Annotated in this window: 21 protein-coding genes; 14 read left to right on the plus strand and 7 right to left on the minus strand. The window is 70.8% G+C overall.

Features of this window, described 5'->3' with window-relative positions; all coding sequences use genetic code 11:
• Positions 1-10: 10 nt before the first annotated feature.
• Entirely contained in the window at positions 11-1861 is a 1851-nt protein-coding gene (locus BT364_RS09815; protein ID WP_072484740.1) for a serine hydrolase domain-containing protein, read from the minus strand.
• A 182-nt stretch (positions 1862-2043) separates the two neighbouring features.
• Between BT364_RS09815 and BT364_RS09820 the strand changes: the two genes are divergently transcribed.
• From BT364_RS09820 to BT364_RS09830, 3 genes are read left to right on the plus strand one after another with little or no spacing between them, the layout of a single operon-like run.
• Entirely contained in the window at positions 2044-3153 is a 1110-nt protein-coding gene (locus BT364_RS09820) for an NAD(P)H-dependent flavin oxidoreductase (RefSeq protein WP_072484741.1), read from the plus strand.
• Positions 3150-4700 (plus strand): acyl-CoA synthetase, encoded by a 1551-nt coding sequence (locus tag BT364_RS09825; protein WP_072484742.1) that lies wholly within the window; start codon positions 3150-3152, stop codon positions 4698-4700. The genes BT364_RS09820 and BT364_RS09825 overlap by 4 nt, the downstream gene beginning before the upstream one ends.
• Before the next feature lie 60 nt (positions 4701-4760).
• On the plus strand, positions 4761-5867 hold the full coding sequence (locus BT364_RS09830) for a calcium:cation antiporter (RefSeq protein ID WP_072484743.1): 1107 nt from the start codon (positions 4761-4763) through the stop codon (positions 5865-5867).
• A gap of 40 nt (positions 5868-5907) precedes the next feature.
• On the opposite strand, the gene BT364_RS09835 is transcribed toward BT364_RS09830, so the two are convergent.
• Positions 5908-8325: a penicillin acylase family protein gene (locus tag BT364_RS09835; protein ID WP_107408196.1), complete on the minus strand. Its 2418-nt coding sequence runs from the start codon at positions 8323-8325 to the stop codon at positions 5908-5910.
• 150 nt (positions 8326-8475) lie between these two features.
• Between BT364_RS09835 and BT364_RS09840 the strand changes: the two genes are divergently transcribed.
• The 3 genes from BT364_RS09840 (at position 8476) to BT364_RS09850 (ending at position 10735) form a co-directional block, all read left to right on the plus strand.
• A complete protein-coding gene (locus BT364_RS09840; RefSeq protein ID WP_072484744.1) occupies positions 8476-9975 on the plus strand; it encodes an acyl-CoA synthetase in 1500 nt (499 codons plus the stop codon).
• Between the two features lie 80 nt (positions 9976-10055).
• Positions 10056-10349 (plus strand): ArsR/SmtB family transcription factor, encoded by a 294-nt coding sequence (locus BT364_RS09845; RefSeq protein ID WP_072484745.1) that lies wholly within the window; start codon positions 10056-10058, stop codon positions 10347-10349.
• Positions 10346-10735: a VOC family protein gene (locus tag BT364_RS09850; RefSeq protein ID WP_072484746.1), complete on the plus strand. Its 390-nt coding sequence runs from the start codon at positions 10346-10348 to the stop codon at positions 10733-10735. Before BT364_RS09845 ends, BT364_RS09850 begins: the two co-directional genes overlap by 4 nt.
• A 79-nt stretch (positions 10736-10814) precedes the next feature.
• Here the strand turns inward: BT364_RS09850 and paaK are convergent, their stop codons facing one another.
• Positions 10815-12104 carry a phenylacetate--CoA ligase PaaK gene (gene paaK / locus BT364_RS09855; RefSeq protein WP_072484747.1) on the minus strand — a complete coding sequence of 430 codons (1290 nt, stop codon included), beginning with the start codon at positions 12102-12104 and terminating at the stop codon, positions 10815-10817.
• Positions 12105-12276: 172 nt separating this feature from the next.
• Between paaK and BT364_RS09860 the strand changes: the two genes are divergently transcribed.
• Positions 12277-13800: an alpha/beta fold hydrolase gene (locus tag BT364_RS09860; protein WP_072484748.1), complete on the plus strand. Its 1524-nt coding sequence runs from the start codon at positions 12277-12279 to the stop codon at positions 13798-13800.
• A gap of 7 nt (positions 13801-13807) precedes the next feature.
• Here the strand turns inward: BT364_RS09860 and BT364_RS09865 are convergent, their stop codons facing one another.
• Complete coding sequence (locus tag BT364_RS09865; protein ID WP_072484749.1) at positions 13808-15436, minus strand: FAD-dependent oxidoreductase; 1629 nt, start codon at positions 15434-15436, stop codon at positions 13808-13810.
• Between the two features lie 268 nt (positions 15437-15704).
• Between BT364_RS09865 and BT364_RS09870 the strand changes: the two genes are divergently transcribed.
• The 7 genes from BT364_RS09870 (at position 15705) to BT364_RS09900 (ending at position 21009) form a co-directional block, all read left to right on the plus strand.
• Positions 15705-16826: a SchA/CurD-like domain-containing protein gene (locus BT364_RS09870; RefSeq protein ID WP_072484750.1), complete on the plus strand. Its 1122-nt coding sequence runs from the start codon at positions 15705-15707 to the stop codon at positions 16824-16826.
• A gap of 76 nt (positions 16827-16902) precedes the next feature.
• Entirely contained in the window at positions 16903-17337 is a 435-nt protein-coding gene (locus BT364_RS09875) for a cupin domain-containing protein (protein WP_072484751.1), read from the plus strand.
• A complete protein-coding gene (locus tag BT364_RS09880; RefSeq protein ID WP_072484752.1) occupies positions 17334-18602 on the plus strand; it encodes a beta-ketoacyl-[acyl-carrier-protein] synthase family protein in 1269 nt (422 codons plus the stop codon). Before BT364_RS09875 ends, BT364_RS09880 begins: the two co-directional genes overlap by 4 nt.
• Complete coding sequence (locus tag BT364_RS09885; RefSeq protein WP_072484753.1) at positions 18599-19849, plus strand: ketosynthase chain-length factor; 1251 nt, start codon at positions 18599-18601, stop codon at positions 19847-19849. The genes BT364_RS09880 and BT364_RS09885 overlap by 4 nt, the downstream gene beginning before the upstream one ends.
• A 15-nt stretch (positions 19850-19864) precedes the next feature.
• Positions 19865-20122, plus strand: a complete 258-nt coding sequence (locus BT364_RS09890) for an acyl carrier protein (RefSeq protein WP_072484754.1) — start codon at positions 19865-19867, stop codon at positions 20120-20122.
• Position 20123: 1 nt separating this feature from the next.
• Complete coding sequence (locus tag BT364_RS09895) at positions 20124-20603, plus strand: SRPBCC family protein (protein WP_072484755.1); 480 nt, start codon at positions 20124-20126, stop codon at positions 20601-20603.
• A gap of 73 nt (positions 20604-20676) precedes the next feature.
• The gene (locus BT364_RS09900; RefSeq protein ID WP_072484756.1) at positions 20677-21009 is read left to right on the plus strand and encodes a TcmI family type II polyketide cyclase; all 333 of its coding nucleotides are present in this window, start codon (positions 20677-20679) and stop codon (positions 21007-21009) included.
• Positions 21010-21084: 75 nt separating this feature from the next.
• Here BT364_RS09900 and BT364_RS09905 read toward each other — a convergent pair whose 3' ends face one another.
• From BT364_RS09905 to BT364_RS09915, 3 genes are all read right to left on the minus strand, one after another.
• Positions 21085-22161, minus strand: a complete 1077-nt coding sequence (locus BT364_RS09905; RefSeq protein WP_072484757.1) for a methyltransferase — start codon at positions 22159-22161, stop codon at positions 21085-21087.
• Positions 22162-22196: 35 nt separating this feature from the next.
• Positions 22197-23264 (minus strand): right-handed parallel beta-helix repeat-containing protein, encoded by a 1068-nt coding sequence (locus BT364_RS09910; RefSeq protein WP_072484758.1) that lies wholly within the window; start codon positions 23262-23264, stop codon positions 22197-22199.
• A gap of 135 nt (positions 23265-23399) precedes the next feature.
• A complete protein-coding gene (locus BT364_RS09915) occupies positions 23400-25028 on the minus strand; it encodes an acyl-CoA synthetase (protein WP_072484759.1) in 1629 nt (542 codons plus the stop codon).
• Between the last annotated feature and the right edge of the window lie 153 nt (positions 25029-25181).

The following is a 25181-nucleotide window of genomic DNA, read 5'->3' on the forward strand; positions in this document are numbered from 1 at the left end:
CCGGCGGGGCTCAGTCCGCCGACGCGGTCCAGCCCAGCGCCTCGATGCGCGCGGCGTCGCCGGGCCGGCCCTCGTCGAAGACCGTACGGTTGCCGTCCTCGACCCGGACGTCGTCCACGTACACCCCGCGGCCGACGTACAGCTGATCCGTCGTGTACCGCCACCGAAGCCGGACCTTCTTGCCGCGCCAGGCGGCGAGGTCCGCGTCGAGGCGGTGCCACACCCGGCCGGACCAGCCGGAGACCGCGCCGGTGGGATGCGGCTCGGGCTCCGGGCGGGGCTTCTCCGCCGTCGGTACGGTGGTGAACGGTACGGGCTGCCAGGTCGCCCCGGCGTCCGCCGACGCCTCCAGGAAGAGGAAGTCGGAGCCGGGCTCGGTGTCCCACCACAGGGCCGAGCTCAGCCGGGCGTGCGAGGAGGCCAGGCGCAGCGCGGGCAGCGTGAGCGTGGCCGATGCGGCGCTCGCCATACCCGAGAACCACGCGGTACGGCCGCGCGCGGGACGGACCGCGACGGCGCGCGCCATCTGGTTGGCCGTGGCGACGCGCGGCGCGCTGCCGGAACGCCAATTGCGGACCGGGTGCACCGAGTTGCCGAGCACGATCAGGAACGAGTCGGTCGTCGGGTCCAGTACGAGACTGGTGCCGGTGAAACCGGTGTGGCCCGCGGTGCGCGGTGTGGCCATCGCGCCCATGTACCAGTGCTGGTAGAGCTCGAAGCCGAGACCGTGCGCATCGCCGGGGAACGCGGTGTTGAAGTCGGTGAACAGCAGATCGACCGATTCCGCGGAGAGGATCCGTGCGCGGCCGTACACCCCGCCGTTGAGCAGCGTACGGGCGAGGATCGCCAGGTCCCAGGCGCAGGAGAAGACGCCGGCATGGCCCGCCACCCCGTCCAGGCTGTACGCGTTCTCGTCGTGCACCTCGCCCCAGACCAGTCCGCGGTCCAGCCCGGACCAGGGCAGCCGGGCGTCCTCGGTCGCGGCGATCTTCGGCTTCCAGGAGGCCGGGGGGTTGTACCGGGTGCGGTGCATCCCGAGCGGAGCGGTGATCTCCTCACGGAGCAGGACGTCCTGCGTGCGGCCGGTGATCTTCTCCAGGACCAGCTGGAGCGAGATCAGATTGAGGTCGGAGTAGAGGTACACCGTGCCGGGCGGGTTGGCCGGCACCTCGCTCCACAGCAGTTGCAGCTTCCCCTCCCGCGTCGGCGCCTTGTACAGCGGGATCCAGGCGCGGAATCCCGAGGTGTGCGTGAGCAGTTGACGGATCGTGATGTCCTGCTTGCCGCCGCCGGCGAAATCGGGCAGGTACGAGGCGACCTTCGCCTCCAGCTCCAGCGTCCCGCGCTCGATCTGCTGCACGGCCAGGATCGAGGTGAACAGCTTCGATACCGAGGCCAGGTCGAAGACGGTGTCCTCGGCCATGGCGATCTGCTGTCCGGGCGGGAACTCCACCCCGGTGTCGGTCTTCTCGTCGTAGGCCGCATAGCGCACGGCCTTGCCGATCGGCCGGTGCAGGGCCACCGTGCCGCCCCGCCCGGCGAGCAGCACCGCCCCCGCGTACCAGGGGTGCTTGGGGGAGGCGGAGAGGAACTTCTCAGCGTCGGCGACCAGTTGGTCCAGCGGCTCCTGGAGCAGCCCGGCACGGGCGGCCGGTCCACGTCGCAGCGTCGGCCGGCCCTGCCCCGACGCGGTGCTCCCGAGCGCCCCTGTGCGCATGTCCGACGATCCCGTCCCCGACTCCATGGCCGACGCCCGCTCCGCGAACGGAATCGGCGCCAGGGCGAGTGCCCCGCCCAGGGCCAGCATCCCACCGCCCAGCCTCCGTCGGCTGATCCCTCTGCCCGCCGCGTCCTCGGTCATCCGGAACCCCTTCCTGCTGCGCGAAAGTAACTTTCGAAATTTCGTCCGACAATGAAACTTCCTGCCGCCGCAGAGATTACTGTCACCCCCGCCGTCACGGAGGTCCCCTGCGCCACAAAGAATCTGACACTGCATCAGAAAATCTCTTCCCTAGGGGGACCGGCTGCGGCATCCTGCGGCCCATGGAGACGGAGCTGAGCAAGAAACTGGGAGTCGAGCACGCCATCTTCGGCTTCACGCCGTTCCCCGCGGTGGCCGCGGCCATCACCCGGGCCGGCGGATTCGGCGTACTCGGCGCGGTCCGCTACACCGCCCCCGACGACCTCGCGCGCGACCTCGACTGGATGCAGGAGCACACCGACGGCAAGCCCTACGGCCTCGATGTCGTCATGCCCGCGAAAAAGGTGGAGGGGGTGACCGAGGCCGACGTCGAGGCCATGATCCCGGCCGGACACCGCCAGTTCGTCCAGGACACCCTCGCCAAGCACGGTGTCCCCGAACTCCCGGAGGGCGAGGCGTCCGGCTGGCGCATCACCGGCTGGATGGAGGAGGTCGCCCGCAACCAGCTCGATGTCGCCTTCGACTACCCCATCCGGCTCCTCGCCAACGCCCTCGGGTCACCGCCCCCCGACGTCGTCGGACGCGCCCACGACCGGGGCGTGCTCGTCGCCGCCCTCGCCGGGAGCGCCAAGCACGCCCGCCACCACGCCGAAGCGGGCATCGACATCGTCATCGCCCAGGGGTACGAGGCGGGCGGCCACACCGGCGAGATCGCCTCCATGGTCCTGGTCCCGGACGTCGTCGACGCCGTCGGGCCGCTGCCCGTCCTCGCCGCCGGCGGCATCGGCAGCGGCGAGCAGATCGCCGCGGGACTCGCCCTCGGCGCCCAGGGCGTCTGGCTCGGCTCCCTCTGGCTGACCACGGAGGAGGCCGACCTCCACTCCCGCGCGCTGACCCGCAAACTCCTCGCCGCCGGCTCCGGCGACACCGTCCGCTCCCGCGCCCTCACCGGCAAACCCGCACGCCAGCTCCGTACCGAATGGACCGACGCCTGGGACGACCCGGCCGGGCCCGGCACGCTGCCCATGCCGCTCCAGGGGCTGCTGGTGGCCGAGGCCGTCTCCCGCATCCAGAAGTACGAGACCGGCGCGCTGCTCGGCACCCCCGTCGGTCAGATCGTCGGCCGGATGAACAGCGAACGCAGCGTGCAGGCCGTTTTCGACGACCTGACCCGCGGCTTCGAGCGTGCCGTGGACCGGATCAACCGCATCGCCGGACGGAGCGCCTCATGAGCCGGCCGCCCAACGGCTTCTGGGCCCAGGCCACCGCCGACCCCGACCGCACGGTCCTGACCGCACCCGACGGCGAGAGGTGGACGGCGGGCCGGCTGCACGCCGCCGCCAACCGCCTCGTCCACGGACTGCGCGCGGCAGGGCTGCGAAGGGGCGACGCGTTCGCCGTCGTGCTGCCCAACGGCGTCGAGTTCTTCACCGCCTATCTCGCCGCCGCCCAGGCCGGCCTCTACCTCGTACCCGTCAACCACCACTTCGTCGGCCCCGAGATCGCCTGGATCGTCTCCGACTCCGGCGCCAAGGTGCTCATCGCCCACGAGCGGTTCGCGCAGGCCGCGACCGAGGCCGCCGACGAGGCGGAGCTGCCGGCCGCCCAGCGCTACGCCGTGGGCACGGTCGACGGCTTCCGCCCGTACGCCGAACTGCTCGAAGGGCAGCCCGGACACGCCCCGGACGACCGCACCCTGGGCTGGGTCATGAACTACACCTCGGGCACCACGGGCCGCCCGCGCGGCATCCGCCGACCGCTCTTTGGCAGGCTCCCCGAGGAGAGCCACCTCGGCGGCTTCCTCGGCATCTTCGGCATCAAACCGTTCGACGACAACGTCCACCTGGTCTGCTCGCCGCTCTACCACACCGCCGTTCTGCAGTTCGCGGGCGCGTCCCTGCACATCGGACACCCACTGGTGCTGATGGACCGATGGACGCCCGAGGAGATGCTGCGGCTCATCGACACCCACCGCTGCACCCACACGCACATGGTCCCGACCCAGTTCCACCGCCTCCTCGCCCTCCCCGACGAGGTGAAACGGCGCTACGACGTCACCGCCATGCGGCACGCCATCCACGGTGCCGCGCCCTGCCCCGACCACGTCAAACGCGCCATGATCGACTGGTGGGGGCGGTGCGTCGAGGAGTACTACGCGGCCAGCGAGGGCGGCGGCGCCTTCGCCACCGCCGAGGACTGGCTGAAGAAGCCGGGCACGGTCGGCAGGGCCTGGCCGATCAGCGAACTGGCCGTCTTCGACGACGACGGCAAGCGGCTGCCGCCCGGCGAGCTCGGCACCGTCTACATGAAGATGAACACCGGCGGTTTCAGCTACCACAAGGACGAGACCAAGACGAGGAAGAACCGCATCGGTGACTTCTTCACCGTCGGCGACCTCGGCATCCTCGACGAGGACGGCTACCTCTTCCTCCGCGACCGCAAGATCGACATGATCATCTCCGGCGGGGTGAACATCTACCCCGCCGAGATCGAGGGTGCCCTCCTCGGCCATCCTGCGGTCGCCGACGTCGCCGTCTTCGGCATCCCGCATCCCGACTGGGGCGAGGAGGTCAAGGCGGTCGTCGAACCGGCCCCGGGACACGATGCGGGCCAGGAGCTCGCCGCCGGGATCCTGCGCCACTGCGAACAGCGCCTCGCCGGGTACAAGCGCCCCAGAAGCATCGACTTCATCGATGTGATGCCCCGCGATCCCAACGGCAAGCTCTACAAGCGGCGGCTGCGCGACCCGTACTGGGAAGGACACACCCGGGCCGTGTGACCCGCCGTCCGGCCGCCGCCCGACGCGCGCCCCCGTTCCGGCTCTGGCAGGGTGTGGCCCATGAACGCGCGCGCGACGGTCCGGACACCGGCGACCCGGTGGACGGTGGTCGTGCCGATCGTCGCCGCGCTCGCGCTGGTCTTCAGCTGGGGACGGGAGCTGCCGGCCTTCGCCGTCGCCGCGGTCGCGCTCTGTCTCGCGGGCGCCGTCCTGGCCGCCGTCCACCATGCCGAGGTCATCGCCCACCGGGTCGGTGAACCGTTCGGCTCGCTCGTCCTGGCCGTCGCCGTCACCGTGATCGAAGTGGCCCTCATCGTCACCCTGATGGTGGACGGCGGCCCCAAGACGTCCGCGCTCGCGCGCGACACCGTCTTCGCCGCCGTGATGATCACCTGCAACGGCATCGTCGGACTGTCCCTGCTCGTGGGCGCCGTCCGCAGCCGCGTCGTCGTCTTCAACGCCGAGGGCTCCGGGGCCGCCCTCGCCACCGTCGCCACGCTCGCCACCCTCAGCCTGGTCCTGCCGACCTTCACCGTCGGCAAACCGGGCCCCGAATTCTCCACCGCCCAGCTGACCTTCGCCGCCGTCGCCTCACTCTTCCTGTACGGGCTGTTCGTCGCCGTGCAGACGGTGCGGCACCGCGATTACTTCCTGCCCCTCACCCCGGAGGGCGCGTTCAAACCGGAGGAGCACCACGCCCCGCTGCCCGGCCGGGGCGCCACAGCGCTGAGCCTGGCGATGCTGCTGATCGCGCTCGTCGCGGTCGTCGGCGACGCCAAGTCCGTGTCGCCGACCATCGAGTCCGGGGTCGAGGCGGCCGGGATGCCCCAGGCGGTGGTCGGTGTCGTCATCGCGCTGCTGGTGCTGCTGCCGGAGACCCTGGCGGCGGTGCGGGCCGCCCGTCGCGAACGCGTCCAGACCAGTCTCAACCTCGCCCTCGGCTCGGCGATGGCGAGCATCGGCCTGACCATCCCGGCCATCGCCCTCGCCTCGGTCTGGCTCGACGGCCCGCTCCATCTCGGCCTCGGCGCCACCCATATGGTGCTGCTCGCACTCACCGTGATGGTCGGCGCGCTGACCGTCGTACCGGGACGGGCCACCCTGCTCCAGGGCGGCGTCCATCTGTCGATCTTCGCCGCGTTCGTCTTCCTCGCGATCAGTCCCTGACCGCGAGGCGGGCGGACAGGGACCGATCGCGCGCAGGGAGCTACCGGCGCTCGTGGACCCGTACGACCCGCAGCGCGGGCGAGCGCAGGATGTCCTTCTCGCAGAACCGGGACGTCACCCACCGCTCACCCGAGTACAGCTCGGTCTGGTCGCTGTAGTGCGCCGAGCCCGGGTCGGAGGACTGGGAGTACGTGAGCAGGGTGCGCGCCACCGGGCACTTGCTGCCGTCCCAGCCGACCGCCTGGATGTAGCTGGAACCGGCCGACACCTCCTGGTAGCCGCCGGCCGCCGCGTCCCACACCGGCTCCGTCTTGTTCCAGATGCCGAGCGATTCCGTACCGCCGCCGATCGGGATGCGCTTCCCGTTCCGTTCCACCCACTGGTGCCGGCCCAGCGGGGCGTCCAGCGCGATCCCGGCAGCCCGCAGTTCGGCCACCGTGTCGGCCAGAGCCCTGCCGACGCCGGGCGCCGAGACGTTCAGCGTGTTCGGCGTAGCGACCGGATCGGCGGGGGAGAAGGGCACCTTCCACAGCTCGGCCGGCGGGACCGCGGCCGTCGCCCTGCGCCAGAACCGGTCGAAGAGCAGCGCGCCCCGGCTGCCGGTGTCGACCTTCCGGTCCCAGCGCCGCAGCACCCCGCACGCCGCCGACACATCGACCGGCCTGCCGTCGCTGCCGACAGCACGCCCGCCGGGCAGCGCCTCGCAAGCCGCCGCCAGGTCCGCGGCGGTCAGATCGCCGGCCGGCGCACGGTTGGCGAACTGCTGGCCCTGCAGGTCGGCCACGGTCAGCCGGCCCTTCGCCGTCATCGCGGACACATCCTCGATCGCGCCCCGGGTCCGCATCGACCGGGGCGTGCCGACCGTGCCGAACACCCGCTCGTACCCGGTCAGTGGCGTGGCCGCGTTCGTCAGCCAGGCGCTGTCGTTGGAGTTCTCCACGTACGGGGCGTCCTTCACGGTGGGCATCCGGCCCGGCCCGAAGATGCCCGGCTGCACGGCGTCCGGGTCCGACCCGAGCGCGCAGTCGCTCCTGGAGCCGTCCAGCACCGCCAGCCCGGAGGCCGGATACGTGGCCTTGCCCAGCGCCGTGGAACACCGCCCCGCGAGCTCGTCCGTGATCCTCGGCAGCACCTGCGACTGCGAGAAGAACGAATGCCCGGACGAATCGGCGGCGATGGTGTTCACCCACGGCAGACCCTGGGTACGGCGCAGCGCCGCCTGGATGTCCGCGGTGCTGCGCGCCCGGCTGAAACCGAGACCGGCGTCCGAGAAACGCAGATTCACGGCGTTGGGGTCATTGAGCGCGTACGCGGTCGTCGCCGTCCAGGGCAGCGGCAGCCCGTCACCGAGCGAGGTGACGACCGGCCCGTACCGGGTCGACCACTGGGTGCGGGTCACCGCACCGCCGCCCTTCACCGCGACCGAGACCGTACGCTTCGTCATCCGCTCGGGCTTTCCGTCCACCAGGTAGACGGTCGGATCGGCCGGGTCGAGGGTGAGCTGGTGGAGGTTGAGCGGGACACCGGTGGCGACGGTGTGGCTCCACGCGATGTTCGCGTTGTGCCCGATCGAGACGATCGGCGCGCCGAGCAGCGAACCGCCCGCCACGTTCAGCTCGCCGGGAATCGTCTGCTGCGACTGCCAGAACCGCCGCCCGCCCTGCCACGGATAGTGCGGATTGCCCAGCAGCAGGCCCCGCCCGTTCGCCGTCGTGTCGCCGCGGAACGCGACCGCGTTGGAGCCCATGTCCGCGTTCTGCGTCGACAGCAGCCGCCGGGCCGCGTCCGCCGCGTCTCCCGGCGACGGGACCGCGGGCGTCCCCGCCGCCCCGGTGGGCGGCTGAGCGCTCGTGATGCCGTCGATGCCGCGCCCCTGACCGCCGAGCACCGAGAGCGCGTAGCCGCGCGCCACCACGTCCAGCGTCGTCACCGGCCGCACCCAGTCGGCGCCCCGGCAGGTCGGATCGGTGATCCGGTTCCGCGCCAGCCAGGCGTTGTAGCCGGCCGCCCAGCCGCGCTCCAGCTCCCTGACGTCACGGCTCTGACCCGCCGGCGCGGGCGCCTTCAGCAGCTTCTCCACGGTGCGGCTCTCGCGGATCCGGCGGAAGTAGAGGTCGCTGGAGAGGTTCTTCGTCGCGGCGGACAACGAGCCGTCCGGGGCCGCGTCCGGGCCGAAGTACCGCGACCGCTCGCCGCGCAGGGTCACGAAGCCGTCGGCGAGGGTACACACCTGGTCGGCGGCCTGGGCCCAGCCGTTGCCGAAGCCCAGGCTCGCGTAGTCCTTCGCCACGATGTGCGGGATGCCGTACTCGGTGTACCGGATCGTGGCGGACAGCCCGCCGCCCGACGGACGGTGGGAGCCCGGGGCGTCGGCAGCGGTGGGTGGCAACGACGCCGAAACGGTGAACAGCGCGAGGCCGGATATCGCAAGAAGTCTCAGACGGTTGCGGAGCGGCAATGGTCCTCCCAACTGTGCTGGTACGAAAGGCGGTTGCCCGAGGTTTCGAGTCGCCACGCGCAACTCAGTCAGCACCCCCGCACCCCTGTCAACATCCCCACCGGTATCCGGACCCTTGACCCCCGGGTTCCGGCCGCACAGGATCACGCCATGACAGGTGTACGGAGCAGCACAGTCGACGGAGTCCTGGCGCGCAGCGCCCGGCGCACCCCGGAGCACACCGCTCTGCGGTACGCGGACAGGTCATGGACGTACGCTGAGCTCGACGCGGCCGTCAGCACCGCCGCCGCCGTCCTCGCCGGCGAGCACGGACTGCGCCCCGGCGACCGGGTCGCCTGCTACGCGCACAACTCCGACGCGTATCTGATCGGCTTTCTCGGCTGCGCCCGCGCGGGCCTGGTTCACGTACCGGTCAACCAGAACCTCACCGGCGACGACCTCACGTACATCCTCGAACAGTCCGGCAGCGCCCTCGTCCTCACCGACCCGGACCTCGCCGACCGGATTCCGGCCGCGTTCCCCGTAAGCCCGCTGCGCGACGCACCGGACTCCCTGCTGGCGGCGACCGCCACCCCGCGAGCCTTCGTCCCGGAACGCGAACCGGCCGCGGCAGACCTCGTCCAGCTGCTCTACACCTCGGGCACCACCGCGCTGCCCAAGGGCGCGATGATGACCCACGGCGCGCTCGTGCACGAGTACGTCAGCGCGATCACGGCGCTCGGTCTGCGGGCCACCGACCGGCCCGTCCACTCGCTGCCGCTCTACCACTCCGCGCAGATGCATGTCTTCCTGCTTCCGTACCTCGCGGTCGGGGCGCAGAACATCATCCTCGACGTACCCGACGCCGACCGGATCTTCGACCTCGTGGAGGCGGGGCAGGCCGACAGCGTCTTCGCCCCGCCGACCGTCTGGATCGGCATCTCCCAGCACCCCGGCTTCGCCACCCGCGAACTCGGCGGCCTGCGCAAGGCGTACTACGGCGCGTCGATCATGCCCGTACCGGTACTGGAGCGGCTGCGTGAACGGCTGCCCGCACTCGCCTTCTACAACTGTTTCGGGCAGAGCGAGATCGGCCCGCTCGCCGCCGTCCTCGGACCGGACGAGCACGAGGGCCGGATGGACTCCTGCGGCAGGCCCGTCCTCTTCGTCGAGGCCCGGGTCGTCGACGAGGACGGCAAGGAGGTCCCCGACGGCACGGCCGGCGAAGTGGTCTACCGGTCGCCCCAGTTGTGCGAGGGCTACTGGGACAAGCCCGAGGAGACGGCGGAGGCCTTCCGCGACGGCTGGTTCCACTCCGGCGACCTCGCGGTGCGCGACGCCGAAGGGTTCTTCACCGTCGTCGACCGGGTGAAGGACGTCATCAACTCCGGCGGTGTCCTCGTCGCCTCCCGGCAGGTCGAGGACGCCCTCTACACCCACCCCGCCGTCGCCGAGGCCGCGGTGATCGGGCTGCCGGACGAGCGCTGGATCGAGGCCGTCACCGCCGTCGTCGTGCTGCGCGGCGACGCGACGGCGGCCGAACTCGTCGACCACGCCCGCGAGCGGCTGGCCCACTTCAAGGCCCCGAAGAAGGTCCTCTTCGTGGACGAACTGCCGCGCAACGCCAGCGGGAAGATCCTCAAGCGGGAGCTGCGTGACCGGTTCGCGTGACCGGCCGCCTCCGGTCTCCCGGTTCGGGCCTCGCTCCGAACGGGTTGATAGGCAAGTCGCTACTTGCCTATGGTGGGGTCATGGCGGAGGATGTCTTCAAGGCGCTGGCCGACCCCACCCGTCGGCGCATCCTGGACGAACTGGTGGAACGGGACGGCCAGACACTGTTCGAGATCTGCACCCGGCTGGTCACCAAACACGGCCTGGGGCTGTCCCGCCAGGCGATCAGCCAGCATCTGGCCGTACTGGAATCGGCGGGCCTGGTCCTTTCGCGACGCCAGGGCCGCTACAAGTTCCACGACCTCGACACCGAACCCCTTGAGCGCATCGTGACCCGGTGGCTCAGGCCCGATGCACCGGAGAACACCCCATGAGGATCCACCTGTCCAGCGTCTTCGTGGACGACCAGGACAAGGCCCTGCGCTTCTACACCGAGGTGCTGGGCTTCGTGAAGAAGCACGACGTTCCGCTGGGCGAGGCCCGGTGGCTGACCGTGGTCTCGCCGGAGGACCCCGACGGCACGGAACTGCTCCTCGAACCCTCCGGCCATCCCGCGGTGCAGCCGTACAAGACGGCGCTGGTCGAGGACGGCATCCCGGCCACCTCCTTCGCGGTGGACGACGTACCCGCGGAGTTCGACCGGCTGAGCGGGCTCGGGGTGCGCTTCACCCAGGAGCCGCTGGAGATGGGCCCGGTCACGACCGCGGTTCTGGACGACACCTGCGGCAACCTGATCCAGATCGTGCACAGCGAGCAGTGACCCGGCGCGGCCGCCGGCCGAGGGCCCGGACATCCGGGCAGCTCGCGCCGGCGGCGGCAGCCTCGGGGCAGGACAGGCCCTAATGCCCGCCGCGCTCGTCCACGATCCGCTTGAACTTGCCGGCCGACCGCTCCAGCGTCTCCGGATCGACGATTTCGACCGTGACCGACACCCCGATCCCGTCCTTGACGGCCGCCGTGATCGACGCCGCGGCCGCCGCCCGCTGCTCCGGAGCGGCCCCCGCCCGCGCCTCCGCCCGTACGGTCAGCGCGTCGAGACGGCCCTCGCGGGTCAGCCGCAACTGGAAGTGCGGCGCCACGCCCGGCGTGCGCAGCACGATCTCCTCGATCTGGGTCGGGAAGAGATTCACGCCGCGCAGGATCACCAGATCGTCGCTGCGCCCGGTCACCTTCTCCATCCGCCGGAACACCCGGGCCGTGCCCGGCAGCAGCCGGGTCAGGTCCCGGGTCCGGTAGCGGATCACCGGCATGGCCTCCTTGGTGAGCGAGGTGAGGACCAGCTCGCCCTCCGCGCCCTCCGGCAGCACCTCGCCGGTGAACGGGTCGACGACCTCGGGATAGAAGTGGTCCTCCCAGATGTGCAGGCCGTCCTTCGTCTCGACGCACTCCTGCGCCACACCGGGCCCCATCACCTCCGAGAGGCCGTAGATGTCGACCGCGTCGATCGCGAACCGCTCCTCGATCTCGCGCCGCATCTCCTCCGTCCACGGCTCGGCACCGAAGATCCCGACTTTCAGCGAGGTCGTCCGCGGATCGACGCCCTGCCGTTCGAACTCGTCGAGGAGGGTCAGCATGTACGACGGGGTCACCATGATGATCTCGGGACGGAAGTCCTGAATCAGCTGGACCTGGCGGGCGGTCATGCCGCCGGAGGCGGGGATGACCGTGCAGCCGAGCCGCTCCGCCCCGTAGTGCGCGCCGAGCCCGCCGGTGAACAGCCCGTACCCGTACGCCACATGGACCTTCTGCCCGGGCCGTCCGCCGGCGGCCCGGATGGAGCGGGCGACCACGTCGGCCCAGGTGTCCAGGTCCCGCTGGGTGTAGCCCACGACGGTCGGGCGGCCCGTCGTCCCGCTGGACGCGTGGATCCGGCGTACGCGCTCCTCGGGGACGGCGAACATGCCGAAGGGGTAGTTGTCCCGCAGGTCGGCCTTGGTCGTGAAGGGGAAGTGGGCAAGATCGGCGAGCGTACGGCAGTCGTCCGGACTCAGCCCGGCCCTGTCGAACGCGGCCCGGTAGTGGCCGACGTTCTCGTACGCGTGGTGCAGCGTGGCCCGCAGCCGCTCCAGCTGGAGTGCTTCCAGCTCGTCCCGGCCCAGTCGCTCCGCCTCGTCCAGCAGAAACGTCATCCGGATCTCCCTCTCCCGAGCAGACGACCGATCGTTCGGTCGATCTTTCGAGAGTAGTAATTCAGGATGTTCCGCCACCTGGCAAGAGGGGGGACGCAGCTCATCCGCGTCGCGGATTCGCTCATGCCGAACAGGGGTGCGCCGCCCATGGGGCCCTGTTTGGATGGCAGGCATGCCGATCTTCCACGCATACGACGGGACCGAACTCGCCTACCGCCTTCTGGGGGAGGGTGCACCGCTGATCTGTCTGCCCGGCGGCCCGATACGGGCCGGGACATACATGGGGGACCTCGGTGGGCTCTGCGCCCACCGCCGGCTCGTGGTGCCGGATCCGCGCGGCGCCGGGGACTCCGCGGTGCCGGACGACCCGTCGGCCTACCGCTGCGACCGACTGGTCGACGACATCGAGGCGCTGCGCGAACACCTCGGCGAGGACCGCGTCGACCTGCTCGCCCACTCCGCCGCAGGGAACCTGGCCGCGCTCTACGCCGCGCGGTACCCGGAGCGGCTGCGGACGCTCACCCTCGTCACCCCCGGCACCCTGGCGGTCGGCATCGAGGCCACCGAACAGGACTGGCACGAGGCGAGCGAACTCCGGCGCGACGAACCGTGGTACCCGGCCGCACGGGCCGCCCTGGACGACTTTCTGGCGGGTAGCGCCTCGGACGACGTCCGGGCCGCTGTCGCGCCGCTCGCCTACGGGCGCTGGGACGAGGCTGCCCGTGCCCATGCCGCAGCCGGGCCCGGACAGACCAACTCCGGTGCCGCCGACTTCTATTACGAGGACGGGGCCTTCGACCCGGCCGCCACCGTCGCCGCGCTGGCGGTGTTCACCGCGCCGGTGCTCGTCCTCGCGGGGGAGTACGACGGGGGGCCGACCCCGGACCGCGCCGCCGAACTGGTCGCGCTCTTCCCGAACGCCGAGTTCGTCGTGCAGCGCGGCGCCGCGCACTTCCCGTGGCTGGACGACCCGGGCGCCTTCGTCCGTACCGTGGAGGCCTTCCTCGACCCGGACGTGCTCAGTGTGCAGGCCGGTGGCATCCGGCTGGCCCACCGCGTGTGGGGGGACCCGTCGGCCCCGCCCGTCGTACTCGCCCACGGCCGCTGCGGCGACAGCCGGACCTGGACCGCGATCGCCGAGCACCTCGCGGCCGAACACCGGGTGTACGCCTTCGACTTCCGCGGCCACGGGCTCAGCGACTGGCCCGGCCGCTACTCCTTCGAGCTGTTCCGGGACGATCTGCACGCCTTCCTGGAGGCCCGCAACCTGGCGGGAGCCACCGTGATCGGGCACTCCATGGGAGCCGCTGCCGCCTATCTGCTCGCCGAGCGGGAACCCGGGCTGATCGGCCGGCTCGTCCTGGAGGAGGTGCCGCCGCCGTTCCCGCTCGATCCGCCGCGCGCCCCCGCCCGACGGCCGGATGAGGCACTGGACTTCGACTGGCCGGTGGTGCCGTCGACCGATGCCCAGCTGAACGGACCGGACCCCGCCTGGCAGGAACGCCTCGACGAGATCACCGCCCCGACCCTCGTCATCGGCGGCGGCCCCACCAGCCAGATCGCCCAGGAGAGACTGGTCTGGCTGGCGGGGCGGATACCCGGCGGCCGGTTCGCCACCATCGACGCCGGACACCTCGTCCACACCGAGCGCCCGGACGAATTCCTCGCGGAGTTAAGGAAGTTCGGTCTTTCCTGAGTCGCAGTCAGGAACGGTGCAGCAGGGTGGTCAGGACCTCGTGGAGGGTGCTCTCGGCATCTGCCACGGGGCCCGCCGACCGCCAGGCCACGAAACCGTCGGGGCGCACCAGGACGGCGCCCTCGGACGTCGTCCCGTGGAGCCCGGCCCAGTCCGCGCCGTTCTCCGGCTCCAGATCGGCGCCCGGACCGATGCCGTACGCCCGGAGCCGGACCGGGAGCCGGTCGGCGACCCGTGCCGCCGCCCGCCGCCACGCCACGTCCGCACCGTCCGTGAGCAGCACCATCGTCTGCTCGTACAGATCCAGTGTGGACTTGCGCGCGCCGCCCTGATGGACCCACAGATGCGGTGCGCGACTGCCTGGTTCACCGTTCAACTGCACCCCCTGCGGCACCACCGGCTGCTCGGGGTCGGTGCCCAGCACCGCGCCGCGGACATAGCGGTAGCCCAGCGCCACACTGAGCATGCCGCCCTGTTTCCCGCCGCCCACTCCGGGCGCCGCGGAGTACCCCGGGTGGCTGTGCTCGCTGGAGCGTGCCGAAGCCCGTGCGCTCGTCGCCCGTGCCACCGGCAGCCGCTCCGCCTCGTACGTGTCCAGCAGCCCCGGACCCGCCTCGCCCTTCAGTACGGTGGCCAGCTTCCAGGCCAGGTTGTGCGCGTCCTGGATACCGGTGTTGGATCCGAACGCCCCGGTGGGGGACATCTCGTGGGCCGAGTCACCGGCGAGGAAGACCCGGCCGGAGGAGTACCGTTCGGCGACCCGCTCCGCGGCGTGCCACGGCGCCTTTCCGGTGATCTCGACATCGATGCCCGGAGCGCCGACCGCCGTACGGATGTGCTCGGCACACCGCTCGTCGGTGAAGTCCTCAAGGATTTCGCCGAGTTGGGGCTGCCACGGTGCGTGGAACACCCAGTCCTTCTTGTTGTCGACCGGCAACAGGGCACCGTCCGCAGCGGGGTTGGTGAGATAGCAGACGATGAAGCGCCGGTCACCCAGCACATCGGCGAGCTTCCGGGAGCGGAAGGTGATGCTGACGTTGTGGAAGAGGTCGCCGGGCCCCGTCCGGTCGATGCGCAGCTGTTCGCGGATGGGGCTGCGCGGCCCGTCGGCCGCGATGAGGTAGTCCGCGCGCACATTGATGTGCTCGCCGGTCTCCCGGTTCTTCAGCGCCGCGTCCACTCCTGACGGGTCCTGGTCGAAGCTCTGCATCTCGGTGGAGAACCGCAGGTCACCGCCCTGATCCCGGGCCTGCTTCAGCAGCACGGGCTCCAGGTCGTTCTGACTGCACAGGCACCAGCCGGTCGGACTGAACCGGGCGATCCCGCCACCCGGGTCGATCTCCTTGAACAGCCACTCCTGATCGTCCCCGGTGAGCGAACGGGCTTGCAGGATACCGTGGTTGTCGGCGAGGACCGAGGCCGCCCGCCGGATGCTCGCCTCGGCACCCGCCGTACGGAACACCTCCATCGTGCGGACGTTGTTGCCGCGGCCGCGCGGGTGTGTCGAGGTGGCCCGGTGCTTCTCGACCAGCAGGTGCTCGATCCCGAGCCGGCCGAGGAAGACCGAGGCGGACAGACCCACCAGGGAGCCGCCCACGATGAGGACCGGTACGCGAATGTCGACGTTCTCGTTCATCAGTTGCTCCAGCTCGGACGCCGTTCGGATGCATTGTTCAATGCCCTGGTGAGAGCGGTTCGGACGGCCGCTCACCTGAACGGTTCATAAATCTCGCGCCACCCGGACCAGCGTTTCACGATCGGTCACGGAGACGATGCCCGCGGCCTTGGGGGCGGACCATTCGCATCCGCCGGGAGAGTCCCCGCTCCGAATCCACTCGCCAACCGACGGTTGACGGCATGCCACCCGGCTCGGCCACCGAAACCGTCTCGAAGGAGATCGAAAGATGACCACCACCCTCTCGGAACGGATCTCCCAGTCCGCCTTCGACGGTTCCCGGCTGCGCGTCGTGCTGCTGCTGGACCTCTACGACGGGGCCCAGAAGGAGTTTCTGGAGGCGTACGAGCACCTGCGCAACCAGGTGGCGTCCGTTCCCGGACACATCAGCGACCAGCTGTGCCAGTCCATCGAGAATCCCTCCCAATGGCTGATCACCAGCGAATGGGACAGCGCACCCCCCTTCCTCGCCTGGGTGAACAGCGAGGAGCACGTCGCGACGGTCCAGCCGCTGCACAACTGCGTGCGCGACACCCGCTCGCTGCGCTTCAGCGTCCTGCGGGAGACCGGGAAGGCCTTCGAGATGGTGCCCGAGACGGCCAAGGGCCGCCTCCAGGCGTCCCCGCGCCTGGGCGACGGGGTGGTGCGCCACGCGCTCACCTTCACCGTCAAGCCGGGCACCGAGGACATCGTGGCGAAGATCCTGGCCGACTACGACTCCCCGAACGCACGGGTCGACGAGGACACCCGGCTGCGCCGCACCTCGCTCTTCATGCACGGCAACCGCGTCGTGCGGGCCGTCGAGGTCGAGGGCGACCTGCTCGCCGCCCTGCGCCACGTCGCCCGTCAGCCCGAGGTCCGGGCCGTCGAAGAGGCCATCAACCCGTATCTGGAGCAGGACCGGGACCTCAGCGACCCGGACTCCGCCCGGATGTTCTTCACCCGGGCCGCGCTGCCGACCGTCCACCACGTGACCGCCGGCCGGCACAAGGCGGAGGACATCCGCCGGCACGCCCTCTTCTACCAGGCCAAGGAGGGCTGCGGCATGGCCCTCGCCCGGCTGCTGGCCGAGCACGACGAGGAAGCGGCCGACGACCCGGCGAGCATCATCGACAGCAGCACCATCTTCCAGCGCGACGACGTCGTCGTCCGCCTCCTCGAAGCGGTCGAACCGATCGACGCGCAGCCCGCCCAGGCGGTGGGCATCGACGGCCCCGGCAAGGTGGCCAGGCTCGGGCGTCTCCTCGACGCCGGCTGCAACGCCGCACCCACGGACGAGCAGGGCGTCCCGAGCTTCCTCAAGCAGTCCGAGATGACCCTGATCACGGATCGGCGGGCCATGGAGTCCTGAACCGCGCATCCGCACCCTGGGGGGTTCTCGCTCAACCCGTCATCACAACGCGCAATGCGCCAGGAGGAAAACAGTCATGACCATGCACCGGCCACGCATCGTGGATCTCAGCGAGACGCAGCCCAACCGCAGGCGCGGAGGGGATCTTCGCGCCATGCTCACGCCGACGGCGGTGGGAGCCACCAGCGGCTTCATGGGGCTGGCGATCGTTCAGCCCGGCGACCGCATCGGCGAGCACTACCACCCGTACTCCGAGGAGTTCGTATACGTCGTGAACGGTCTGCTGGAGGTGGACCTGGACGGCGAACCGCACCGGATGCGGCCCGACCAGGGCCTGCTGATCCCTCCCCATGTACGCCACCGATTCCGCAACGTGGGCGACGTCGAGGCACGCATGGTCTTCCACCTCGGCCCGCTCGCCCCGCGTCCGGAGCTCGGCCACGTCGACACCGAGCACACCGAATCCTCCGGCCGCGTCGCGCCTCCGGAACGAACGGAGGCCGCCTCATGACCCGCCGGGTGGCGGTCACCGGCGTCGGCGTCGTCGCCCCCGGCGGCATCGGCGCACCGGCCTTCTGGGACCTCCTCGCGAACGGACGCACCGCGACCAGGGGCATCACGCTCTTCGACCCGGCCGGCTTCCGCTCCCGGATCGCCGCCGAGTGCGACTTCGACCCGACGGCGCACGGGCTGGACGCCGACACCGTCGAACGCTCGGACCGCTACATCCAGTTCGCGATGGTGGCCGCCAGGGAGGCCCTCGGCGACGCCGGTCTCGACCCGGAGAAGGTGGACCCCTGGCGGATCGGGGTGTCGCTGGGCACCGCGGTCGGCGGTACCACCCGGCTGGAGCACGACTACGTCGCCGTCAGCGAGAGCGGTGCCCGCTGGGACGTCGACCACCGCTCGGCCGGCCCCCACCTGGAGCGGGCCTTCTCACCCAGCTCCCTCGCCTCGGCGGTGGCCGAGCAGGTCGGCGCGCACGGCCCGGTGCAGACCGTCTCCACGGGCTGCACCTCCGGCCTCGACGCGATCGGGTACGCCTTCCAGTCCATCGAGGAGGGCCGCGTCGACGTGTGCGTCGCCGGGGCGTCCGACTCCCCGATCACCCCGATCACCGTGGCCTGCTTCGACGCGATCAAGGCCACGTCGCCGAACAACGACGACGCCGAGCACGCCTCGCGGCCCTTCGACGCACGCCGCGACGGCTTCGTCATGGGCGAGGGCGGAGCGGTTCTCGTCCTGGAGGAGCTGGAGCACGCCCGTGCCCGCGGTGCCACCGTGTACTGCGAGATCGCGGGCTACGCCACCTTCGGCAACGCCTACCACATGACCGGGCTGACCTCCGAGGGCCTGGAGATGGCCGAGGCGATCAACCGGGCGCTGGGCCACGCCCGCATGGACGGCTCGCAGATCGACTACGTCAACGCGCACGGCTCCGGCACCAAGCAGAACGACCGGCACGAGACGGCCGCCGTGAAGCGGGCACTGGGCGCGCACGCCTTCGACATCCCGATGAGTTCGATCAAGTCCATGGTCGGCCACTCGCTGGGGGCGATCGGCGCGATAGAAATCGCGGCCTGCGTACTCGCCCTGGAGCACCAGACGGTGCCGCCGACGGCGAACTACGAGAGCCCCGACCCCGAATGCGACCTCGACTACGTGCCGCGCACCGCTCGTCCCCTGAAGCTGCGCAGCGTCCTCTCGGTGGGCAGCGGCTTCGGTGGCTTCCAGTCCGCGGTGGCCCTGACCCGTACAGGTGGGAGGACACCATGAGAACCCGCAAAGCCCGGCGCACCGTCGTCACCGGCATCGGTGTGGTCGCCCCCAACGGCAACAACACCGAGGCCTTCTGGAAGCGGACACACGAAGGCGTGAGCGTCCTGGACCGGGTCACCCGCGAGGGCTGCGAGCAACTGCCCCTGCGGGTCGCGGGCGAGGTGCGGGGATTCGAGGCGGTCGAGCTGATCGAGGAGCGCTTCCTCGTCCAGACCGACAAGTTCACGCACTTCGCGATGGCCGCCGCGGACATCGCACTGGACGACGCCCGGCTCGGCCGTGCCGACTACGAGAACTCACCCTTCGACGTCGGTGTGGTGACCGCCGCCGGCTCCGGCGGCGGCGAATTCGGCCAGCGCGAACTCCAGCGGCTCTGGGGACAGGGCCCCACCTACGTGGGTCCGTACCAGTCCATCGCCTGGTTCTACGCGGCCAGCACCGGCCAGATCTCCATCCGCGGCGGCTTCAAGGGTCCGTGCGCGGTCGTGGCCAGCGACGAGGCCGGCGGTCTGGACGCGCTGGCGCACGCCGCCCGTTCCATCCGTGGTGGCACCGAAGCGGTGGTGGTCGGTGCCGCCGAGGCCCCGCTGGCGCCCTACTCGGTCGTCTGCCAGCTGGGGTACGCGGACCTGAGCACCGTCGAGGACCCCACCCGCGCCTACCGGCCGTTCACCTCGGAGGCCTGCGGCTTCGTGCCGGCCGAGGGCGGCGCCATGCTGGTGGTCGAGGAGGAGCAGTCGGCGCGCCGGCGCGGCGCCAAGGTCCGGGCCGAACTCGCCGGACACGCCGCCACGTTCACCGGGGCGGCCAGGTGGGAGGAGTCCCGGGAGGGCCTCGCCCAGGCGATCATCGGCGCGCTGCGGGAGGCCGACTGCGCACCGGACGAGATCGACGTCGTCTTCGCGGACGCCCTCGGCGTACCCGCGGCCGACCGCGCGGAGGCGCTGGCGATCGCCGACGCCCTCGGCGTGCACGGCAAGCGGGTCCCGGTGACGGCGCCCAAGACCGGTATCGGGCGCGCCTACTGCGGTGCACCGGTGCTGGACGCGGCCGCCGCGGTGCTCTCCATGGAGAACGAGCTCATACCCCCGACCCCGAACGTCTTCGAGGTGTGCCACGACCTCGACGTGGTCACCGGCAGCGCCCGCCCCGCCGAACTGCGCACGGCGCTGGTGCTCAGCCGCGGGCTCATGGGCTCGAACGCGGCGATGGTGCTGCGGCGCTCCACCGACCCCCGAACGTGAGAAGGAGAAGTCCCCATGACCGACCGACTGACCTACACGGAACTCGCCGTCCTGATGAAGAAGGGCGCCGGAGTCACCGTCGACCCGCGCGACATGGAGCAGCGCCCCGGTTCGGCCTTCGACGAGTACGGCCTCGACTCGCTGGGCCTCCTCGGCATCGTGGGTGTGCTGGAGAACCGGCACGGCCGGGCGCTGCCGGCCGACGCCGACCGTTGCAAGACCCCCCAGGAATTCCTCGACCTCGTCAACAACAGCCTCATGACAGGAGCCTGACGTGCCCGGACACACCGAGAACGAGATCACCATCGCCGCCCCCCTGGACCTGGTCTGGGACGTGACGAACGACCTGGAGAACTGGCCGCGGCTGTTCAGCGAGTACGCCGCGGTCGAGATCATCGAGAGGGACGGCGACAGCACCACCTTCCGTCTGACGATGCACCCCGACGAGAACGACAAGGTGTGGAGCTGGGTCTCCGAGCGGACCGTGAACCGTGCCGAGCGCACCGTCCGCGCCCGCCGTGTCGAGCCCGGCCCCTTCCAGCACATGAACATCCGCTGGGAGTACTCGGAGGTTCCCGGCGGCACCAAGATGCACTGGACCCAGGACTTCGCGATGCGTCCCGACGCTCCCGTCGACGACGCCTGGATGACCGACAACATCAACCGCAACTCCAAGGTCCAGATGGAGCTGATCCGGGACAAGATCGAGCAGCGGGACCGGGAGCGCCGCACCGCCTCGGTCGGGGCCAACTGACCGCCGTCCGCCCACGGTTCGGCACCCGGCCTCCGGGCCGGGTGCCGGCCGGGAACCAGAAAGGCATCTCCCGATGCATCACGCTCTGATCGTCGCCCGGATGGCCCCGGGCTCGGCGCCGGACATCGCCAATCTGTTCGCGGCCTCCGACAGCGGTGAACTGCCGCACCTCGTCGGCGTCACCAGGCGCAAGCTCTTCCAGTTCGGCGACGTGTATCTGCACCTGATCGAGTCGGAGAACCCCCCCGGCCCCGAGATCGCGAAGGTGACCGGGCACCCGGAGTTCAAGGACATCAGCGAGAAGCTCACCGCCTATGTGAGCGCGTACGACCCGCAGACCTGGCGCAGTCCCAAGGACGCCATGGCCCACGAGTTCTACCGGTGGGAGCGCGGCACCCCCGCCTGAGACCGGCGATCGCCCCGGGTCCGGCCTTTCGGCCGGACCCGGGGCGATCTGACGTCGTGCCGGGGGAGCGGGTGATCAGCCGGGGACCACGCACTCGAAGGCGTGGAGGTAGGCGTTGACCGGGACGACGTCACCGATCAGCAGCCCGGCGTCCGAGATCCGGGTGACCAGGCTCTCCCTGGTGTGCTTCGCGCCACCGACGTTGAGGAGCAGCAGCAGGTCCATCGCGGTGGTGAACCGCATCGAGGGGGTGTCGTCGACGAGGTTCTCGATGACGACGACCCTGGCTCCCGGGCGGGCCGCCGCGACGACGTTGCGCAGCGTCCGACGGGTGCTGTCGTCGTCCCACTCCAGGATGTTCTTGATGATGTAGAGGTCGGCCTGGACGGGGATGGCCTCGCGGCAGTCCCCGGCGACGATCCGGGTCCGGTCGACGAGCGCACCCTCGTCCCGCAGCCGGGCGTCCGCCCGCGCCACCACGCCCGGCAGGTCCATCAGGGTGCCGTGGAGCGCCGGGTCCTTCTCCAGCAGGCTCGCCAGTACGTGCCCCTGGCCGCCGCCGATGTCGGCGACCGAGGTCACCCCGGAGAGGTCGAGGAGTTCGGCGACGTCCAGCGCGGACTGCATGCTGGAGGTGGTCATCGCGCGGTTGAAGATCTGCGCGGACTCGTGGGCGTCCTGGTGGAGGTAGTCGAAGAATCCCTTGCCGTGCACGTCCGCGAAGACGCTCTCGCCGGTGCGCACCGCGTCGTCGAGGTGCGGCCAGACTTCCCAGGTCCAGGGCTCGGTGCACCACAGCGAGATGTAGCGCAGGCTGTTGGGGTCGTCCTCGCGCAGCAGGCGCGACATCTCCGTGTGGGCGAACTGCCCGTCCGGGGTCTCGGTGAAGATCCCGTAGCAGGACAGGGCGTGCAGCAGCCGCCGCAGCGGCGCCGGCTCGGCCTTCACCAGTGCCGCGAGCTCCTGCGCCGTCGCGGGCGTCTCGCCCAGCGCGTCGGCGACGCCCAGACGGGCGGCGGCGCGCACGGCGGCGGCCCTGGCCGCGCCGAAGACGAGCTCACGCAGCTGCATGGCCGGCTGCGGGGGAGTGACGGGGTGCGGGAGGGCGGCGTGTACGGGGGTGGGTGGGGGGGTGGGGCTCACAGTGGTCATGCTGTTTCGCTTCTCCTCGTGCGGGGGTGCACCGGTCAGCACATACCGGCCGGTGCGGACTTGGCGCAGACGTTGTCGGTGAACGTGTTGCCCTTACCGGTGTCCCCATTGGCGAGGTCGGCCGGCTTGTTGCCGAGCACGACGTTGCCGCTGATGGTGTTGCCGGTGTTCTTGGTGCCCACGAAGCTCTTGAACAGGACGACACCGCCGGACATCGGCGTGGCGCCGGAGTTGTCGCGGATCGTATTGGCGCGCACCACGGTGTCCGCGGCGCCGGTGAGTACGATGCCGGAGCCCTGGAGGGCCGACAGCCGTTCGGTCGCGGAGCAGAACTTGTTGTTGCCGGTGATCTCGTTGGACTCGACCGTCATCGCTCCGGCCTGCGGCTTGCCCTCGTCGCCCACGACGAACACACCGGTGCAGTTGCCGGTGAGCCTGTTTCCGTGGACCGACAGGTTGCGCACCCGCCTGGCGGTGAAACCGATCCGGTTGTCGGTGAGTGTGTTGCCCTGGAGCTCGGTGCCCCGGGTGTCGGTGGCACCGCCCTCCTTGTCCACGGTGTTCGCGACGAAGATGCCTGCGTCGCCGTTGGCACGGGCGGTGTTGTCCGTGAACGCACCGCGGGTGGAGCGTTCCTGGGCGATGCCCCAGACGCCGTTGTGCTCGGCGGTCACCCGTCGGACGGTCAGCCGGTCGGTCCAGGAGGCCCAGACGCCGTTCTTCTTGAAGCCGGAGAGGGTCAGTGACTCGATGCGCACACCGTCCACGGTCCCGCCCGCCTTGCCCAGGACGCAGATCCCGCTGCCGGCCTTCGCGCAGGCGTCGGCGGCCTTCGCGCCCGGCTCGGCCGGCCGCAGCACGGTCCCGCTGCCGGAGCCGCGCAGGGTCAGGCCGGGCTTGGTGACCAGGACGCTCTCCCGGTAGGTGCCGGGCAGTACGACGACGGTGTCACCCGGCTGGGCGGCGTCCACCGCCTTCTGGATCGACTGGCCCGGACGGACTTCGTGCGAGCCCGTGGCCGAGGCGGCGGGCGTGGACATTCCGCACCCCGCGGCCGAGAGGAGCGCGACGGGGGCAAGGATCTTGATGTTTCGTTTCCTCATGAGCCGAAGCTATGGTCGATCTCCCCCCGTTGCCACATAGGGTGAGCGGATGGGTTCGGAGCGTGCCCGAATGGCTTACCGGGGACCCGCCGCCCGGTGGCCGGGCCCGGTCCGCCCGCGCGGCCGGGCCCGCCCTCATTCCCCGGGTTCGTGCCGGGGTGCGACGACCGAGCGGGCCCACCGGTAGTCGGCCTTGCCGCTCGGCGAGCGCTGGATCCGGCGGGTGATCACCAGCCGGCGGGGGATCTTGTAGCCCGCCAGACGGGTCCGGCAGTGGGCCTGGAGGTCGTCGAGCGTGGGTTCGGACGCCCCCTCGCGCAGCTGCACCACCGCCGCGACACGGTTGCCCCACCGGTCGTCGGGCACCGCGGCGACCAGCACGTCGTACACGTCCGGATGGGCCTTCAGTGCCTGCTCGACCTCCTCGGGGTAGACCTTCTCGCCCCCGGTGTTGATGCACTGCGAGCCGCGGCCGAGCACCGTGACGATGCCGTCCTCGTCGACCGTCGCCATGTCGCCGAGCAGGACCCATCGCTCATCGCCGCGGCGGAAGAAGGTCTCCGCGGTCTTGCCGGGGTCGTTGTAGTACCCGAGCGGCACATGTCCGCGCTGGGCGATCCGCCCCGGCTCACCCGGGGCAACCGGCTCGTACGTCGCCGGATCGACCACCGCCGTACGGGAGTTGACCTGGAGCCGGAACCCCTTCTCCGGGCCCGAGTCGGCCGTCGCCGTGCCGTTGAAACCGGACTCCGACGAGCCGAAGTTGTTCAGCAGCATCACCGTCGGCACCAGCTCCTGGAACTCCGCGCGCACCGAGTCCGACATGATCGCGCCCGAGCTGGACACGGAGAACAGCGACGAGCAGTCGGTGCCCTTCAGTGGGCCCTTCAACGCGTCGATCAGCGGCCGCAGCATCGCGTCGCCCACCAGCGAAACGCTGGTGACCTTCTCCTTCTCGATCGTACGGAGCACTTCCTGGGGCACGAACTTGCGGTGGACCACGACCCGCTGCCCGAAGTCGAAACCGATGAAGGCGGTGAGCGTCGAGGTGCCGTGCATCAGCGGGGGAGTGGGGAAGAAGGTGATCCCGTCGCCGCCCGCGGCGACCCGCTCGGCCAGTTCCTGAGGGCTCTTCACCGGCTCACCGGTCGGCGCGCCGCCGCCCAGGCCGGAGAAGAAGAGGTCCTCCTGGCGCCACATCACGCCCTTGGGCATTCCGGTGGTGCCGCCGGTGTAGATGATGAACTGGTCGTCGGCCGACCGCGGCGGGAAGCCGCGTTCAGGGCTCCCGGCCGCCTCCGCATCGGTGAACGCGACCGCCTCGGGGCCCCGGACCCCCGCCTCCGGCGCGCCCACCCGCACCAGATGACGCAGGCCCGGGGCCTTAGGCGTGGCAGCCGCGACCCGCTCGTCGAACTCGGCGTCGAAGACCAGCGCGGCCAGATCCGCGTCGCGGTAGAGGTAGATCAACTCCTCTTCCACGTAGCGGTAGTTCACATTGACCGGGACGATCCGGGCCTTGAGGCAGGCCAGCACGGTCTGGAGGTACTCGACCCCGTTGTAGAGGTGCAGCCCCAGATGCTCGCCGGGGGTGATGCCCGCCTCGATCAGGTGGTGGGCGAGGCGGTTGGCCGCCGCGTCCAGCTCCGCGTACGTCAGCCGGCGCTCCGCTCCCGTGCCGGGATGGTCGAGGTAGACGAGCGCCTCGCGTTCCGGGACCGCGTCGACGACCGACTCGAACAGGTCGGCAAGGTTGTACTCCACCGTTCCTCCTGACCCCGGAAGCTGACTGGCTCGGCGGTCATTAGAGCGCCGGGAGGCGCAACTGGGAAGAGGTGCCGCCGAGGAAATCTGACTAGCTGTCAGAAAACTATTGAACTGGGCCACCGCCTACTGCAACCTGTTCTAGGTCTTTGG

Origin of the sequence: Streptomyces atratus, assembly GCF_900119365.1 — a bacterium.
GTDB lineage: Bacteria > Actinomycetota > Actinomycetes > Streptomycetales > Streptomycetaceae > Streptomyces > Streptomyces atratus_B.

Bases quoted from the DNA above. Each gene is read 5' to 3' on its own strand.
- BT364_RS09815 (WP_072484740.1), bottom strand. From the start codon at position 1,861: ATGACCGAGGACGCGGCGGGCAGAGGGATCAGCCGACGGAGGCTGGGC.
- BT364_RS09820 (WP_072484741.1), top strand. From the start codon at position 2,044: ATGGAGACGGAGCTGAGCAAGAAACTGGGAGTCGAGCACGCCATCTTC.
- BT364_RS09825 (WP_072484742.1), top strand. From the start codon at position 3,150: ATGAGCCGGCCGCCCAACGGCTTCTGGGCCCAGGCCACCGCCGACCCC.
- BT364_RS09830 (WP_072484743.1), top strand. From the start codon at position 4,761: ATGAACGCGCGCGCGACGGTCCGGACACCGGCGACCCGGTGGACGGTG.
- BT364_RS09840 (WP_072484744.1), top strand. From the start codon at position 8,476: ATGACAGGTGTACGGAGCAGCACAGTCGACGGAGTCCTGGCGCGCAGC.
- BT364_RS09845 (WP_072484745.1), top strand. From the start codon at position 10,056: ATGGCGGAGGATGTCTTCAAGGCGCTGGCCGACCCCACCCGTCGGCGC.
- BT364_RS09850 (WP_072484746.1), top strand. From the start codon at position 10,346: ATGAGGATCCACCTGTCCAGCGTCTTCGTGGACGACCAGGACAAGGCC.
- paaK (WP_072484747.1), bottom strand. From the start codon at position 12,104: ATGACGTTTCTGCTGGACGAGGCGGAGCGACTGGGCCGGGACGAGCTG.
- BT364_RS09860 (WP_072484748.1), top strand. From the start codon at position 12,277: ATGCCGATCTTCCACGCATACGACGGGACCGAACTCGCCTACCGCCTT.
- BT364_RS09865 (WP_072484749.1), bottom strand. From the start codon at position 15,436: ATGAACGAGAACGTCGACATTCGCGTACCGGTCCTCATCGTGGGCGGC.
- BT364_RS09870 (WP_072484750.1), top strand. From the start codon at position 15,705: ATGACCACCACCCTCTCGGAACGGATCTCCCAGTCCGCCTTCGACGGT.
- BT364_RS09875 (WP_072484751.1), top strand. From the start codon at position 16,903: ATGACCATGCACCGGCCACGCATCGTGGATCTCAGCGAGACGCAGCCC.
- BT364_RS09880 (WP_072484752.1), top strand. From the start codon at position 17,334: ATGACCCGCCGGGTGGCGGTCACCGGCGTCGGCGTCGTCGCCCCCGGC.
- BT364_RS09885 (WP_072484753.1), top strand. From the start codon at position 18,599: ATGAGAACCCGCAAAGCCCGGCGCACCGTCGTCACCGGCATCGGTGTG.
- BT364_RS09890 (WP_072484754.1), top strand. From the start codon at position 19,865: ATGACCGACCGACTGACCTACACGGAACTCGCCGTCCTGATGAAGAAG.
- BT364_RS09900 (WP_072484756.1), top strand. From the start codon at position 20,677: ATGCATCACGCTCTGATCGTCGCCCGGATGGCCCCGGGCTCGGCGCCG.
- BT364_RS09905 (WP_072484757.1), bottom strand. From the start codon at position 22,161: ATGACCACTGTGAGCCCCACCCCCCCACCCACCCCCGTACACGCCGCC.
- BT364_RS09910 (WP_072484758.1), bottom strand. From the start codon at position 23,264: ATGAGGAAACGAAACATCAAGATCCTTGCCCCCGTCGCGCTCCTCTCG.